We start from the raw sequence: 15,766 nt of genomic DNA, 5'->3' as shown, positions 1-15,766 counted from the left end.
CTGCAAGCCACTTCAGGTTACCTTTTGGTGTTTCGCTGAGCGTTCTGGCTCAGGTTTGAAGGTTAATTCGAGGGTTTCTGCTCACAGCAGGCGTACCTATCCCGTGAGTGGCGGCCCGTTAGGCAAAAGCTTGGCCATGCGTCGCAAGTTTTGCACGGTCGCGGCCAAAGTGAATTCGTCAGTCGCACCCGTCAGGCCACGCAATCGTAAACGGTCGAGTTTCATGATCCGTTTGAGGTGGGCGAAAAGCATCTCTACCTTCTTTCGCTCGCAGCGGGAGACGAGGTACTCCGGTGACTTGGCGATGCGTCGAGCTACGTCGCGGGCAGCCTCATGGACGCTGCGAACGATCTTCCGATTCGGTGTGTTGGGGCAGCACTTTTCTTTCAACGGACAGGTGGTGCAGTCGGTTTGGCTGGAGCGGTAGATGATGGTGTTGGCCTTGGTCACGCGCGATCTTTGCTGAGTGAAGGTGCGCCACTCACTGCGTAGCGGTTTGCCGGCTGGGCAGCGGTATTCATTGGCCTCCGGACTCCAGAGGAAGTCGTTACTGGAGAGGCTGTCGTCCTTGCGCTCGGTCTTGTCCCACACCGGCACATGCGGCTCGATGTTCTTTTCTTCGACCATCCAGGCCAGCATCGGGGCCGTGCCGTAGGCGGTGTCCCCGATGAGGCGTTCCGGCGTGAGGTCGAACTGCGCTTCGACACGCTCCACCATCGTCCTGGTCGAATCGACTTCGGCGGTACGGTGCGCCGGAGTCGCCTCCACATCCATGATCACGCCGTACTCAGTATCGATCAGGTAATTCGTGGAGTAGGCAAAGAAGGCCGGGCCGCCTGGTGCAGCAGTCCAACGGGACAGCGGATCAGTGAGCGAGATTTTCTTGGGAAGAGCTTCAGCCAGCGCCTCTTCATCAAGGGCTTCAAGGTACTCGCGCACAGCGCGGTTGCTGAGCGCTGGATCACGCCAATCGACTTCATCTCCCGCCACCCCACGTTGCCGGCTGGCATCCGCCTTGATGATGCTGGCGTCCACAGCGAAGCCTTCGCCTTTGACCAGGCCAGCCGCCATGCAGCGGCGCAGTACCTCATTGAACAACCAGCGAAACAGTCCGCTGTCACGGAAGCGGCCGTGGCGATTCTTCGAAAAGGTCGAGTGATTGGGGACTTCATCTTCCAGGCCCAGTCGGCAGAACCAGCGATAGGCCAGATTTAAATGCACTTCTTCGCACAGCCGTCGCTCGGAACGGATGCCGTAGCAGTAGCCAACGACCAGCATGCGCACCATCAACTCTGGGTCGATCGAGGGGCGTCCGATGGGGCTGTAGAAGTCGGTTAGGTGTGCACGCAGATCGCTAAGATCCAGGCAATGGTCGATGCTGCGCAAGAGATGCTGGGGAGGAACGTGGTCTTCCAGATTGAACGAGTAGAACAGGCGCTGCTGCCCTCCCGGTAACTGCCCCATCATGCTATTCGCCCCCGCGCTCGCTGACAGAGCAATTCTGCCGACGGCAGGGGGCGACAGCTACTTTTTCAACAGAATCGACCGGAAGCAGCCACTCGCGAGCACCAGCTTCTGCCGGCCTCTGCGCTTCATCGAATGTCGGACTGCTTCAGGTCAGGTGTCGTGACGGGACTGTTATGCGTAGTGGCCAGCAGCCGGGCCTTGGTTTTGTATGACGCCCGCCGTTAGCATCGAATCAAGCCTGCCCCATCCCGAGCTCTAGCCATGCACGACGATTACCCTCCATTCCACCTGTTCGGAGCCACCTTTACCTCTGACGCAGAGGCTGAGCGCTACGCCTTCGAACAGTGGGAGCCAGAACCTACCAGCAGTGCAACCGACGCCGATTACTCTGCCTGGGAGGATCGTAATCCGACCTGGCGGCTGGCCGAGGAACTGGAGTTCTACATGGATTCGGATTTTGTTGAGCTGTTGGGCAGCGTGGCGGATGTCGTCACGCAGATTCGGACGCCTGATGACGCTGCACGGATCAGCGCCGAATCAACAGGGTTCACTCATTTCATCGTCGTCATGGCCAATGCAGATGCGATCTGGGCTGACCGACGCGCTACGTCTGCCCAGGTCAAACCTGTCGTGCGTGCGCCTGAAAGCACCGCGACAGTCACCTACCTTGGCCGATTCAATTGAGCCGCAACATAACGCCAGGCGCGCGTCCTGTTCTCGAGTTCAGGGCGGCCAATCGGGCTCGTGGCGAGCGTTCGGAACGGCTTTGGCGAGTGCACGGCCTGTATCCCATTCATCGTCAATTCGTCTGGAATTGATGCTTACCGCGCTGTCCCATCGCCTACAGGCGACCGCATGGGATAATCTTGCGCCACGAAACAACCATGAAGCGGTGATTTGAACGATGGGTTTTGAGCAATTAGCTGAGCTACGGGACCGCCTGCGGGCTGAAAAGCAACAGGCACAGGGTGAGCGCCCCGAGCGCCCTGAACGCCCGAAACAGCGCAAGCGAGACGCCGCGCCCCAGCAGGCCAAGCCGCGTGAGCAGGACCCTGCGGTGGAAGCGATCTGGCGGTTGCAGAAGCACTTCCCCCTGGCCTTCCCGGTCAACCCCGCCCCCAAGGTGCCGCTCAAGGAAGGCATCCTCAAGGACGCCGAGCAACACCTGGCGCTGCTGGGGTTGAGCCTCGAACAGCTCAAGCTGGGCGTTGCCGCCTGGTGCACGAGCAGTCGCTACTGGGCAAGCATGGTGGAGAACGCGCCCCGTCTGGACCTCAACGGCCAAGCCGTTGGCACGGTGACGGCCGGGCAGGCGCTGCACGCCAGGCAGCAGGCTGCGCGCCAGCGTGGGCAAGCGCGACGCAAGCAGGCGAAGCGTAAAGAGGGCGCCAAAGAGAGCCCTAAAGAGCCCGTCGTCGTTGCCGAGGCGCAACAGCCCGAGAGCTGACGGCACCGGCCGGGCACGAACCTGCTACGGCGTCTGGCCAGTGGCAGCAGTGCCCGGCGCCAGCCAGGCGTAGAAATGGTCGAGCGCGCCGCTTTCATCCCGGCGCTGCTCCACCCGCCGCATGCCGGCCTTCAGCAGCACACGCTGCGAGGGCTGGTTCTCCGGCGCGACCGTGGCGATGATTCTGTCGAGCCCATGCCTGGCGTGCCCATAAGCCAGCAGCGCCGGAATGGCCTCGCTGGCCAGGCCATGCCCCCAGGCCGAGCGGAGCAGGGCGTACTTCACTTCGGGCTCGACCTGCCCACCAGGGTGAACCAGGCCGCAAAAGCCGATGACCGTCCCCGAGTCGATCCCTTCCAGCGCAAACATCCCATAGCCCCGCTCGCGGTAATTGGTCTGGGTGACCTCCAGCCAGTGTTCGCAGGCAGTGCGGCCGATCGGCTGCCCGTCGCCCACCCAGCGCATGGCCTCCGCGTCAGAATAGACCGCGTGAATCACGTCGAGGTCCTCGGCCGTCCAGTGCCGGCAGCGAAGGCGAGGGGTGGTGAACAGGAACCGGGTCATGGGGCGTATCAGCCTGCGCGTGGGTGGCTGCTGATCTTAGCAAGCAGGATTCCCCCGGGCGTCCTTCGCCTGCTCGTGCAAGGGTGGCAGAATCTGCTTCGATTACCTGGCCGGCCAGTCTGCGGCCCCTCTACTCCAACGGTCCCATCGCCATGAAAACCAGCCTGCCCTGGCTCGCCCCGCTGCTCGCCATCTGCCTGGGTGTGCCCCTGCCGTGCGCCGCTCAGCGCCTGGCTGCCGAAAACCATCGCGTCGGCGTGCAGGTGCTCGACCCCGATGCGCCCGCCGTCGGCACCTGGCGGGTCAAGGTGCACGCGACCTACCGGCCATTGGTGGAAGGCTCGCCGAACACCACGGAGACGACCACCTCCCGCGCCAACTGCCCGTCATCGCGCTTCAGCGTGCCGTCACTCAAGCGCTGTACCCGCACCTGGAGCCGGACGGTGTGGCTGAAGCTGCCCGCCGCGCAGGTCGTGACGGCAGGCCCGCACGCCCTGGACCTGGACTTCGCCCCGGTGATCGAGGACCACGGCGGCACCTTCCGGATCGACAGCCTGGCCCTGGAATACATGACCTGCGCCAAAGGCTGCGAGATCGAGCGCGTGGACATCCCGCTCAGTTGCTACGCCGACGACACCGAGCCGGGTGAGGTGCTCGCCGCCGGCCTGCTGCTCAGCTACTCACGCGGCGCCAAGGCTGCCCGGGAGGTGGCCGAGTGTGGGCTCAAGGTCGGCCGGGAAGTCGGCTGGGCCAACCGGGAGACGGTAATGGCGCGCGTGCGTGGCCACTTCGGCGACGAGCAGCGGATGGTCAGCAGCGAGCTGCTCAACGCATTCCCGGCAATCCCGGGCGCCGACCATCGCTGGCGGTGGAACCCGGCGACGGACCGCGATCTGCTCGACGATCGCTGCCCGTTGCCGGCCAACCAGAGCTACGTGAACAGCACCTACTTCGCCACGCTGCCGGTCGCCACGGGCTGGCCGTACCGGCATGAAGCCGAGGTTTACGTCACCAGCAAACCGAATGGCGAGGTGTGCAACATCTGGCTGACGGGCACCGGTGATGAGATGTACCTGCGCTACTTCTACAGCTACCAGGCGGGCACGCTGATACAGGCGGCCACCGACGGTGAGGCGGACCGGGTATCACGCGAGTGGCGCTGGGCGAACCGGGAACCCTGGGAATATACGCGGCGGCGGATGCCGGACTCGGTTGCCGGGCACGACGCCATCCTCTACTGGCACAGAACCGCTGCCGAGCAGTGGCCCAAGCGCATGGACTACACACCCGACTTCGAAGAGTTCAAGGCTCTGAACGCGTTCTCCCAGCAGTTGCTCGAACGTTTTCCGGCGAAGTAGAAGCAGGATCATCACAGGGGGCGTGTAGATTGCCCATGCCAGGATGCGGCGCGACAGCGAAGCAATACCCTGACACTTTCATCGGAATAACTTGAGGCGATTGATCGGGCTTTGCGATATTAAATGGCCATGCTGAAAGTGTAGGAAGCGTTCCTCAGCCCTTGGCACATACGCTTCCGTCATTCCTCCACCCCCTTGCCACTCCACTCGTTGTGCAACTACATGGTCGCTACCGTCATCCTCGGCATGCTCTGCGTGCACCTGCTGTGTTTTTGCGTGATGTTCCTGCTGATCAGCACACGGCTGAACAGCAAGAAGATGGGCATGGAAGTCTTCGCCCTGGGCAATTTCCTGCTTGGGCTCGCCTACATCCTGCAGTTGGTGGATGGCCCCGCGGGCTGGGGGCTGGTGAGTGTGGTCAATCACTCGCTGACGCTGTGCGCCCCTGTGGCCTATGTGCTGGGCGCCTTGCGCTTTTTCGATCGCCCGACGCCCGTGGTGCGCCCACTGCTGATCCTCGCCGGCACCTACACGGCGGCGCAGGTGCTGGTGCAGTGGACGCTAGGGGGCGAGGCGCGCCATGGGATGCTGGCGGGGACCTGTGCGTTGCTCTTCCTGGGCATGACGGGGACGTTGCTCTATACGGGGCGCACCATTGCCCGGGACCTGCGCGTCGAGATGGCCGTGTTCGCCGTCCTGGTCGCCGGCATCTGCGGCCTCAACGCCGTGAAGCTCGGCATGATCCTCAGCGGGGGCATGGCGGCGCTGGATATGAACACCGGCTTCCAGAAGATCTTCTACATCTACATGTCGTTCCTGGCGACGGTGCTGCCGCCATGCGCCGTGTGGCTGGTGCTGCGCCGCCTCACCGACGAGCTGCGCAGCATGGCCGCCCATGACCCGCTCACCCGCTTGCTCAACCGCCGGGGGCTGATGGAGGGCCTGGACGCGCATTTCCGCTCCCGCAGCGCCGGGCCTGCTTACCTGCTGATCGTGGATATCGATCACTTCAAGAACATCAACGATAGCCATGGCCACAAGATGGGCGATCTCGTTCTGTGCCGGGTCGCCGACGTCCTCAAGGCCACCGCCCGCCAGGGCGACCTGATCTGCAGGCTGGGCGGGGAGGAGTTCGTGATCATCACCCTGGACACCGACAGGGCGGGTGCCTTGCAACTGGCGGAGCGCACCCGCGCGGCCATCGAGAGCAGCGAGGTGCCCGGCACCGATCAGCAAACGCCGATCCGCTGCACGGCCACCATCGGTGTTTCGGAAGGCTTCACCCACTCGCAAGCCCTCGACGGAGTCATGCAGCAGGCGGACAAGGCCCTGTACCAGGGCAAGGCCTCGGGGCGCAATCGGGTCGAATGGGCGGGGCGCTCGATAGGTTTCTAGAGGTGCCCGGCTTCGGCGCCGGGCTGCCTCCGCTAGCGCGACACCTACGATAGGGCGTGAATGACCTTCGCCGTCATCGCCTCGGCGCTGCTCTCCCCGTCGACCCTCAGGATCGGTGCCGTTTGCCCGGCCAGCCACGCCTCGTGCCAGGCCCGGTTGCGCCCGTCGAACGCCGGGTTGTCGTATTGCGAAGCCCACTCGCGAAAGGCCACGTGTATGCCATGCATATCACCGCCGGGCGCGATCCGCTCGCCAAAGCGCTCCTTTTCACGGGCGGCCAGCCGCTCCAGGCGAATGGGCGTGGGCGTCACCACGAACACGATCAGATCGGCATGGGCAATCAGTGCATCGCCCCAGTTGATGCAGGAGCCGGTCAGCACCCAGTTGTCGTCACCGAGCTCATGCTGCATCAAGGAAACCCGCTCACTGGGCGGCCGCTTGGTCGTGAAGCGTGGGTCCGTGGGCATCCAGTAATAGTCATCGACATCCACCTGGCGGACGCCGAGCGGCGGCACGAGGTTCTGACCCAGGGTCGTCACGCCTGCACATGAGGCGCCTGTAATGTAGATCCGCAATTCATCCTCCATGAGCGCAAGTCGGTTTCGAATCGGCGAGGCCATCCCTGCCGGCCGACAGGATGAAGCATCTGCTTATTCAAGTCGCTGATTTTATTGGGTTATGGCTGCTCAGGCGGAGGCGGGGATGAACCGCCAATGCCAGGGCTCATAGTCGAACCCGTTCGGATTGCCTCGCGGGTACGACAACTGGAAGCCGAACGCCGCTGCGTGTTTTTCCAGCCAGGCGAACGCCGGTGTGTTTTCGAATTCGGTTTCCAATGTCGGACAGCCCGGCGTGCCGATGTCCACCGCCAGCCCCGTATGGTGCTCGCTGAAGAACGGCGGAGCTGATACGGCCAGGATCTGCTCGAGGCTCAGCCCGGCCTTGAGCTTTCTCTCGATGATCGACACCTGCCGCGCCACACTTCTGAAGGCCGAGACGATATGCAGGTCGACTCCATCTGTGCTGGCGCTGGATTTGAGCCTTGCCCAGGCTTGGGCGGCGGATGGGGTTAGCTGATGTTCCCTGCCATTCGCATCGACTTCGGCCACCTCCAGAACAGTCGCCTCGGTGAACTCCAGCAGGTCTTTGGCAATGATCAAACTGACGGGGATTCCCAGTCTGTCGAGCATGGCTAGGGCGGCGGTGGAATAGTGCATGTGATGGCCTGTGGGGGAGATGGCGTGGTTCGGTTGGTGCGGTGCTTGGTGCTGTGGATTGGTAGCTACGTTTGGTCAGAGCGAATGACCATTTGGATCAGTAGCCGACTCGATCAAGTATCGCTTTCCACCCACCTGTTTTGAAGGTCGCGGATATACACGGATGCCGGTTCGTCTTCATCGCAGTACAGCAGTCCGTTGTCCTTGAGAATCCCCTCGGCAATTAGCTGTTCGACATAGTGGCTCGTGCAGTCAGGCAGGCTATATGGATCAACCCCATGGCGGGCCAGTGAGGGCGGAAGAGTCCCCTCGGGCAGAATGGATATCTCGTCACCAGGGTTCTGAATCAAATACCAGGCCACAATCGCAGCCGCAGCGGGTTGACCAGCAATCTCCCGAGCCGTGCTTGCGTTGATGTGCATGAACGAGATGCGCTCTCGCTTGGTGGCATTCCAAAGGGTGTAGCTCACAGACATGGTCGTGATGCCTAATGCTTGTTTGATTCGTCCGCATAAACTACCTCCGAGAGGCCTGTTGGCAAGTGAGCCAACCCTTAGCGCTGCGATGACTAGGTGCACTCAACAGTCGAGTCACAAACCGGACAAATCGCTACCTTGGCAGCACATGAAATTAGAGAGTTGCAGTACCCGCATTTTCCCCCCTGGTAGTAGCGTCCTTCCCAGTTGACATGGCTTACACGGGGATGTTCTTTGCCAATGAAAGTTATCGTTGGCTCAGGGTCGTTAATCCCGTCATTACGCCCCCAAGAAACTTCCGCTAAGACTAGAGAGTACTCATAGAAATCCCCGCCTTGATAATTCTCACGAACTCTATTTTTCACGGCTACTTCGTGCATGACCTTGGCTAGTTCACGATAGCTAAGCGACAAGAGATTGTTGATGAGTTCTTCATTTTCTAACATTGGCTTTTCCGCGTGCATTGATAGGCCTTCTCAGGCGTGCATGGGCAGGTTTGCTTGCTTATGGGGCCGGATTGATTTAGCCCGCTAAAGGAACGAACAATTTGATTCAAGAGTCGTCGCTATGCAAAGGCTCGCGCACGCTACAGAAATTACCTTCATACAGTCCACTTGGCTTAAGCGCTTCTGAGTCCTTCACCCCACGTTGTCTTTAGCCAGAAGGAGGCGTGGCTCTAGATGCCACACCGACAGGCCTATACGGTCTGGGGCCTGTTGTTCCGGGATGTCCGAACAGCCCGAAACTCAATGTGATGACACAAAAGGTGACGGGCTCGTCGGCACCGGCAGCGCATAGGCCTGTTTCATCCACGCCACTTCCGCCAGCGGCGTGCGGCCGAACAGGCGCTTGAAGTCGCGACTGAATTGCGAGGCGCTTTCATAGCCCACCAGGAAGGCCGAATTGGCGGCCGTCAGGTCGTTGCGCAGCATCAGCAGGCGCGCCTGGTGCAGGCGTGTCGATTTGAGGTACTGCATGGGCGAGGTATCGGTCACCTTGCGAAAGTGCAGGTGGAAGTTGGGCACGCTCATCTGCGCTTCCCGGGCCAGGGCTTCCACATCCAGGTGCTCGTGGTAGCAGCTGTGGATCTTGTGGATGGCCCGCATCACCTTGCCGAACTGGCCCTGCTGGGCGATGGCCGCGCGCAGGGTACCGCCCTGTTCGCCGGTGAGGATGCGGTAGTAGAGCTCACGCAGCATCGCCGGGCCGAGGATCTGCGCGTCGTCGGGGTCGTCCATGACTTCCAGGAAGCGCAGGGTCGATTTGCGCAGCGGCTCGTCCATGGGCGAGGCGTACATGCCCATTGGCTGGGCCGCAGTGAAGCCCCGTACTGCATCCACCTGCTGGATCAGCTCGCCAGCCAGGGTGAAGTCCAGGCGCAGGTACACCGCCAGCATGGGCTCCGCCTCGCTGGCGTCGGTCTCCATGGTGAAGGGCACCGGCACTGACACCACCAGGTAGTGCTGGGCGTCGTAGACGTAGATCTCGTCGCCCAGGTAGCCGCGTTTCCGTCCCTGGCAGAGGATGACGATGCCAGGCTCGTACAGCACCGGCGTGCGCGTCAGTGGCCGGTCGGAGCGCAGGAAGCGCACATCGTTCAGCGGGCTCAGGTTGTAGCCTTCCTGCGGCGCCAGCCGGCCCATCAGCTGCACCATGCGCGCTGTGCTCGGGTCCTTGGGGCTTTTAGCCATCGACTGCACCGCTCTCCACCTTGCTGCTCAACCGTCGGTAGAACGGCTGAGTGCCTCCCATTGCTCAATACTCTCCACCGTGCGCTGCAGCTTGTCACGCACCAATGCCAGGGCGTCGCTGCCCAGCAGCAGATGGGCCGGTGGTGTGGGGCTGGCGATGATGCTCAGCATGGCGCGAGCGGCCTTTTGCGGGTCGCCCAGCTGATGGCCGCTTTTCTTCACGCGGGCCTGGCGCACCGGGTCGAAGCTCGCGTCGTAGTCACTGATGCTGCGTGGCGTGCGCTGCATGGAGCGGCCCGCCCAATCGGTGCGGAACGACCCCGGCGCCACGGCGGTGACGAAGATGCCGAAGGGGGCGAGCTCCTTGCTCAGGGTGTCGGAGATGCCTTCCAGCGCAAACTTGCTGCCGCAGTAGTAGGCGATACCCGGCAGGGTGATATGGCCGCCCATGGAGGTGATGTTGAGGATGTGCCCCGCTCGGCGTTGGCGGAAGTAGGGCACGAAGGCCTTGGTGATCGCCACCGCACCGAATACGTTCACATCGAACTGGCGACGCATCTCCTCCAGCGGCGACTCCTCCAGAATCCCCTCATGGCCGTAGCCCGCATTGTTCACCAGCACGTCCACCGGGCCGTGCCGTTCCTCGACGGCGGCGACCACCGCGTCAATAGCCTCGAAGTCGGTAACGTCCAGCATCACGCCGTGGGCCCGCTCGGGGCTGAGCGCCTCGAAGGTCGCCAGGGCGGCTTCGCTGCGAACGGTGCCGATCACGCGATGGCCCTGGGCGAGCGCCTCCCTGGCCAGGGCCTGGCCGAAGCCGCTGCTGACGCCGGTGATGAACAGGGTTTTTGCTGCATTCATGGTTCGCACTCCGGTCGATACGAGGTGCGGCCATGCTAGGGCGAGGGACGGAGATGGAGGATGCCGGATCGGATTTTAGTATTGCCTGTTCCTATTAGATCGATCGATTGGTATTCCCGGGCCCGGCAGCAGGCAACAAGGGCAGGGGAGGCGGGAAGCGGATTCATCGCCCTGTGAAAACTCCTGCCCCTACCAAGACTGCTGAACGGAAGCGCGGGATTTACGGCGGCTTTCAAGCAAGCATAGAATTGACAATCATTATCAATTGAATGTGCCAGCCATGGACGATACCGCCGATTTCCAGCGCCGCGCCCTGCATGAGCTTTATGCCGAGCACCATGGCTGGCTGCACCAGTGGCTGCGCAAGAAACTTGGCTGTCGCGAGCAGGCGGCGGACCTGGCGCAAGACACCTTCGTGCGCGTCATCACCCAGCGCAAGCTGCTCGAAGTCCGCCAGCCCCGGGCCTACCTGACCACCGTCGCCCGCAGCCTGGTGATCGACCTCTACCGTCGCCGCACCCTGGAGCAGGCCTACCTGGAGACGCTGGCGGCCTTGCCCGAGCCGGTGGAAATCTCGCCGCAGACGCGCTGCATCATCATCGAAACCCTGATGGAGATCGACGCGCTGCTCGATGGCATGGGCGCGCGTACGCGGGACATCTTCCTCATGGCCCAGCTCGATGGCCTCAGCTTCGTGGACATCGGCAAGCAGCTGGGCCTGTCCGCCAACACCGTGCGCAAGCACTTCGTACGGGCGATCACCCACTGCCTCGTGCTGCTGGACGACTGAGCCGATGTCCAGCCTCGACCTGAAGACCCTCGAAGCCGCTGCGGAGTGGTACGTGACCCTCAGCGAACAGGGCGACGCCGCGCGCGACGCCCACCGCCGCTGGCTGGCCAGCGACCCGCGCCATGCCCAGGCCTGGGCGCGGGTGGAGCGCCTGCAGGCGACGCTCGGCCGGGTGACGGCGGACATCGCCCGGCCGACCCTGAAGAGCTCCCGTCTCAAGCGCCGCGCGGTGCTCAAGGTGCTCTCGGTGCTGCTCGCGGCCGGCGGTACGGCGGCACTGGGCCTGCGCCATACCCCGGCGCGCAACGCCTTGGCCGACCACCGTACCGGCACTGGCGAGACCCTGGAACTGGCCCTGCCGGACGGCACCCGCCTGGTCCTCAACACCCGCACCGCCGTCGACGTGAAGTACGACACCCAGCTGCGCCAGCTCGACCTGCGGGAAGGCGAGATCTGGGTCAAGACCGCCCAGGACGGCCTCTCCCGTCCCTTCGTCGTGCATACGCCCTTCGGCAGTGTTCGCGCGCTTGGCACGCGTTTTCTGGTGCGCAGCGACGAGGCCGGCGCCCGCGTCGGCGTGTTGCAGCATGCGGTGGAGGTGCGCCCGCAACAGGCGCTAGCCCACGCCGTGCGGGTGGAGACCGGGCAGCAGCTGAGCTTCACCCGTGAGGCGGCCGGCGAGTCCGGTACGCTGCACAAGGGCGCGGATGCCTGGATGCGCGGGCAGCTGCAAGTCAGCGACTGGCGGCTGGACGACTTCATCGCCGAGCTTTCGCGCTACCACAACGGCTACCTGGGCTGCGACGACAAGGCCGCCGCCCTGCGCATCTCCGGGGTGTTCCAGTTGCATGAGGTCGACACTGTGCTCGACAACCTCAGCGGCACCCTGCCGGTTCGCACCCGGCGCCTTACCCGCTGGTGGGCACGGGTCGAAAAGCGCTGAGCATCGAGAACAGCCGCTGAGCGGGGCGCGGCAGTCTGCGTTGAAAAAATAATTTCGCCAGGTGTTGGTGATTCTGATTCTCGTTCGACAAGGACAGTAGAGGCGCAGAAGAGACGCCGTAATCTGCCATTGGAGAAAAGCACCGACATGTCAGGCACCCACCCGCAGTTCCGCCGAACCCGGCTCCACGCCATTCCTCTCGCACTCAGCGGCGCCTTGCTTGCCGCACCGCTGGCGGCCTTCGTCGCGCCCGTTGCCTGGGCGCAGGAAACGCAACAGGCGGAGTTCGCCTTCGACATTCCCGCCGGCCCGCTGGAAGACGCCATCGCCGCCTTCTCTGAAGCCGCCGGGGCCACCGTCTCCTACGAGCCGGGCGCCACCCAGGGCAGGCAATCGCCCGGTGTGCAGGGCCGCTTCGCCGCAACCGCCGCGCTCTCGCAACTGCTTGCGGGCAGCGGCCTGCAGGCCGTCGAGCGCCAGGCCGGTAGCTACACATTGCAGCCTTCCGCCAGCAGCGAAAGCGCCTTGGAATTGAGCCAGACCCTGATCATGGGGCAGGGCATGGGCGAGATGACGGAGGGCTCGGGCTCCTACACCACCGGGTTGATCAGCGTTGGGTCCAAAACCCCGGTGAGCTTGAAGGAGACCCCGCAAAGCGTGTCGGTGATCTCCCGCAAGATGATCGACGACAAGAAGATGACCACGCTGCCCGATGCCATGAAGTACACGCCCGGCATCACCCTGCGCAACGGCAGCTACAACACCCAGCAGTTCTATTCCCGCGGCTTCCCCATCGATAACCTGCAAATCGACGGTGCCGCGCCGATGGACATCGGCTCGGGCATCGGCACCTTCTACAGCAACCGCCAGTACGACATGGCCATGTACGACCATGTCGAGATCCTGCGTGGCGCCAGTGGCCTGCTGGGCGGTACCGGCGACCCCGGCGGCATCGTCAACCTGGTACGCAAGCGCCCCCTGGGCCACTACCAGCTCAAGCTGGAGACCTCGGCCGGCTCCTGGGACAACTACCGCAGCGAAGTCGACCTGACCGGCCCGCTGGCCCTCGACGGCCGGCTGCGGGGGCGCATGGTGGCGGCTTACACCGACCGCCAGTACTTCATGGACAACCGCAGCACCGAGCGGCCGCTGCTCTATGGGGTGCTGGAGTTCGATGTCAGCGACGACACCCTGGTGACGGTCGGTGGCAGCTACGACAAGGTCAAGGAGAACGGCACCGGCGACGGCCTGCCACGCTACAGCACGGGCGGCGACCTGCACCTGCCCCGGCACACCTGGTACACCACCAACAGTGCCTGGGGCGATAGCTACACCCGCGAGTGGTTCGCCAAGCTCGACCACTACTTCGACGACAACTGGAAGCTCAACACCTCCTACACATACTCCTATAACGGCTCCACCACCGAAGGCGTGATCCCTTACGGCTCGGTGGACGAAACCACCAATAACGGCCCCTACTGGTGGGGCAGCTACGTCGATAGCTGGAGCAAGCAGTCGGTGTTCGACCTGAACCTCTCGGGCCACTTCGACGCCTTCGGTCGCCAGCACGAACTGCTGGTCGGCGCCGACTACCAGAAGGTCACCAGCCAGTGGCGCAGCGCCCTGGGCAAGACCGGCAAGGGCGGGCTGATCGACCTGTGGAACCCCTCTGCCACGCCGCTGCCCACGGAAGACTCGAACCACAATTTCTGGCGGGACTACTCGCCCAACACCCGCGAGCAGTACGGCGTCTATTCGACCCTGCGCCTGCAGCTGACCGACCCACTGAAACTGGTGGCCGGCGTGCGCGCCCAGCGCTACAAGTTCGAGCAGGCTTACAGCATGCGTAACTCCGATGGCACGGGGACCTGGGCACTGCAGGACAGGGTGGGCGATCGTGAGCCCACCACCCTGACGCCGTTCGGTGGTCTGATCTATGCGCTGGACGATCAGTGGTCGACCTACGCCAGCTACTCGGAAGTGTTCAAGCCCCAGGCTCAGAAGCTCCAAGGCCCCCGAATTGCCATGGTCTCCATCGAACCCATGACCGGCAAGACCTACGAAACCGGCATCAAGGGCGAACTGTTCGAGGGCAAGCTGAACCTCAGCGCGGCGCTGTTCTACACCAAGCGCCAGCACCAGGCCGCGACCGACCCGAGATATCCCAACCCGGCGTTCAGTTACAGCGCCTCATGCTGCTTCCTCGCCCAGGACAAGGTGACCAGCAAGGGCATCGACCTGGAAGCCACCGGCGAGATCGCCCCGGGCTTGGAGGTCCTCGCCGGCTACACCTACAACCAGTTGCACAACGACACCGAGGAAACCCTCTACAGCACCGTCACGCCCAAGCACCTGTTCAAGCTCTGGACCACCTACACCCTGCCAGGAGATTTTTCCGCCTGGCGCATCGGGGGTGGCGTGACCACGCAGAGCCCGACCTATGTCAGCGGCAGCGCTTATCGCTTCGACTCCGGCGGCAACGTCATCGACAGCCGCGCCTACGACTTCAGCCAGTCCGGCTACGCGGTGTACGACGCCATGGTCGAGTACAAGGTCGACGACAACTGGACGGTGGCGGCCAACGGCAACAACCTCTTCGACCGCCGCTACTACGCCAGTGTCGGCACCTCGGAATATGGCAACTACTACGGCGAACCCCGCAACTTCACCCTGACCCTGCGCGGCACCTTCGACTGAGGGCGCCTACCGGGGCGCGCCAGGCGTCAGCCTGGCCGCCCCCTTCCCGGATCTGACGGATCCAACCGTCACACCAGTCTCGCACCCCCATCGATATTCAACGTCGCACCGTTCATGAAGCCGTTGCTCATCAGGAACAGGGTGGCCGCGCCGGCTTCCGTAGCGGTGCCCAGGCGATGCAGCGGCAGCGTCTGCTCCAGCGCTGCGACGAAGGCATCGCGGCCGTCTCCCAGTGCCTTGCTGAAGATGGGCGTGTCGATGGGCCCGGGGGATAGGGTGTTGACCCGGATCGGCGCCAGCTCCAGGGCGAGGCCCCGTGCCAGGGCCTCCATGGCGGCGGATGCGGCCGCCAGCACTGCGGTGCCGTGGGCGTTGGGACGCTCGGAGAGCATCCCGGAGATGAAGGTGATGGAACCGTCCTTCGCCATGCGCTCGCCCAGGGCGCGTATGGCATGCACCGAGGCCCACATGCGCTCGTCGAATGCCCGGTGGAGATGGTCGATCCCCGCATCCATCACCTTGCCCACCACGTAGGTGCCGGCCAGCAGCACCAGGTAGTCCACGTTCGGGATATCCGCCAGGGCGGCTCGGATGGCGTCGCTGTCGGTCACGTCGGCGGCGCGCCAGGCGTCCAGGCCGTTGTCGCGGGCGGCTTGTTCGGCGCGGGCGGCATCGGAGCCGATCACGGTCACCCGTGCGCCAGCGGCCTTGGCCTGGATGGCGGCGGCCAGGCCGATGCCGGACGTGCCGCCGAAAATCACCACGGTGCGACCGTGCAGGTTGGAGGGGAGGGCGGGTACAGAGGTCATGGTTTCATCTCCTTGAACGCCGGGATGGCGTCGATGGGAGAAGGCTAAAGC

15 protein-coding genes are annotated in these 15,766 nt (G+C 63.5%); 7 read left to right on the top strand and 8 right to left on the bottom strand.

Annotated elements, in window-relative coordinates:
• Positions 1-96: 96 nt before the first annotated feature.
• Positions 97-1,467, bottom strand: coding sequence for a transposase (locus tag ACXI0U_RS11530; protein ID WP_374980510.1), 1,371 nt, complete (start codon positions 1,465-1,467; stop codon positions 97-99).
• 261 nt (positions 1,468-1,728) lie between these two features.
• Here ACXI0U_RS11530 and ACXI0U_RS11525 point away from each other — a divergent pair, with 261 nt between their 5' ends.
• Together ACXI0U_RS11525 and ACXI0U_RS11520 are read left to right on the top strand one after the other, a co-directional pair.
• On the top strand, positions 1,729-2,151 hold the full coding sequence (locus tag ACXI0U_RS11525; RefSeq protein WP_431484695.1) for a hypothetical protein: 423 nt from the start codon (positions 1,729-1,731) through the stop codon (positions 2,149-2,151).
• A gap of 220 nt (positions 2,152-2,371) precedes the next feature.
• On the top strand, positions 2,372-2,914 hold the full coding sequence (locus ACXI0U_RS11520; RefSeq protein WP_431484694.1) for a ProQ/FinO family protein: 543 nt from the start codon (positions 2,372-2,374) through the stop codon (positions 2,912-2,914).
• A 24-nt stretch (positions 2,915-2,938) separates the two neighbouring features.
• Here ACXI0U_RS11520 and ACXI0U_RS11515 read toward each other — a convergent pair whose 3' ends face one another.
• A complete protein-coding gene (locus ACXI0U_RS11515) occupies positions 2,939-3,478 on the bottom strand; it encodes a GNAT family N-acetyltransferase (protein ID WP_431484693.1) in 540 nt (179 codons plus the stop codon).
• 152 nt (positions 3,479-3,630) lie between these two features.
• Here ACXI0U_RS11515 and ACXI0U_RS11510 point away from each other — a divergent pair, with 152 nt between their 5' ends.
• Both ACXI0U_RS11510 and ACXI0U_RS11505 read left to right on the top strand, forming a co-directional pair.
• Positions 3,631-4,836, top strand: a complete 1,206-nt coding sequence (locus ACXI0U_RS11510; protein WP_431484692.1) for a hypothetical protein — start codon at positions 3,631-3,633, stop codon at positions 4,834-4,836.
• A gap of 222 nt (positions 4,837-5,058) precedes the next feature.
• Complete coding sequence (locus ACXI0U_RS11505) at positions 5,059-6,231, top strand: GGDEF domain-containing protein (RefSeq protein ID WP_479550273.1); 1,173 nt, start codon at positions 5,059-5,061, stop codon at positions 6,229-6,231.
• A 44-nt stretch (positions 6,232-6,275) separates the two neighbouring features.
• Here the strand turns inward: ACXI0U_RS11505 and ACXI0U_RS11500 are convergent, their stop codons facing one another.
• The 5 genes from ACXI0U_RS11500 to ACXI0U_RS11480 form a co-directional block, all read right to left on the bottom strand.
• Positions 6,276-6,806 carry a P-loop NTPase family protein gene (locus ACXI0U_RS11500; RefSeq protein WP_431484879.1) on the bottom strand — a complete coding sequence of 177 codons (531 nt, stop codon included), beginning with the start codon at positions 6,804-6,806 and terminating at the stop codon, positions 6,276-6,278.
• A 111-nt stretch (positions 6,807-6,917) separates the two neighbouring features.
• Complete coding sequence (locus ACXI0U_RS11495; RefSeq protein WP_431484690.1) at positions 6,918-7,448, bottom strand: M15 family metallopeptidase; 531 nt, start codon at positions 7,446-7,448, stop codon at positions 6,918-6,920.
• A gap of 113 nt (positions 7,449-7,561) precedes the next feature.
• Positions 7,562-7,924, bottom strand: coding sequence for a hypothetical protein (locus ACXI0U_RS11490; RefSeq protein WP_431484689.1), 363 nt, complete (start codon positions 7,922-7,924; stop codon positions 7,562-7,564).
• A 746-nt stretch (positions 7,925-8,670) separates the two neighbouring features.
• A complete protein-coding gene (locus tag ACXI0U_RS11485) occupies positions 8,671-9,615 on the bottom strand; it encodes an AraC family transcriptional regulator (protein ID WP_431484688.1) in 945 nt (314 codons plus the stop codon).
• A 27-nt stretch (positions 9,616-9,642) separates the two neighbouring features.
• Positions 9,643-10,476 (bottom strand): oxidoreductase, encoded by an 834-nt coding sequence (locus tag ACXI0U_RS11480; RefSeq protein ID WP_431484687.1) that lies wholly within the window; start codon positions 10,474-10,476, stop codon positions 9,643-9,645.
• A gap of 280 nt (positions 10,477-10,756) precedes the next feature.
• On the opposite strand from ACXI0U_RS11480, the gene ACXI0U_RS11475 reads away from it, so the two are divergent.
• The 3 genes from ACXI0U_RS11475 to ACXI0U_RS11465 all read left to right on the top strand — a co-directional run bounded on the left by ACXI0U_RS11475 (position 10,757) and on the right by ACXI0U_RS11465 (position 14,906).
• Positions 10,757-11,266: a sigma-70 family RNA polymerase sigma factor gene (locus ACXI0U_RS11475; protein ID WP_021220122.1), complete on the top strand. Its 510-nt coding sequence runs from the start codon at positions 10,757-10,759 to the stop codon at positions 11,264-11,266.
• Between the two features lie 4 nt (positions 11,267-11,270).
• Positions 11,271-12,209: a FecR domain-containing protein gene (locus ACXI0U_RS11470; protein ID WP_431484685.1), complete on the top strand. Its 939-nt coding sequence runs from the start codon at positions 11,271-11,273 to the stop codon at positions 12,207-12,209.
• A gap of 147 nt (positions 12,210-12,356) precedes the next feature.
• Positions 12,357-14,906 carry a TonB-dependent siderophore receptor gene (locus ACXI0U_RS11465; protein WP_479550272.1) on the top strand — a complete coding sequence of 850 codons (2,550 nt, stop codon included), beginning with the start codon at positions 12,357-12,359 and terminating at the stop codon, positions 14,904-14,906.
• Between the two features lie 68 nt (positions 14,907-14,974).
• On the opposite strand, the gene ACXI0U_RS11460 is transcribed toward ACXI0U_RS11465, so the two are convergent.
• Positions 14,975-15,715: an SDR family oxidoreductase gene (locus tag ACXI0U_RS11460; RefSeq protein ID WP_431484683.1), complete on the bottom strand. Its 741-nt coding sequence runs from the start codon at positions 15,713-15,715 to the stop codon at positions 14,975-14,977.
• Positions 15,716-15,766 lie beyond the last annotated feature (51 nt).

The organism is Pseudomonas sp. C9D1, from assembly GCF_056491235.1.
This window is presented reverse-complemented; position numbering and strand designations above follow the sequence as displayed.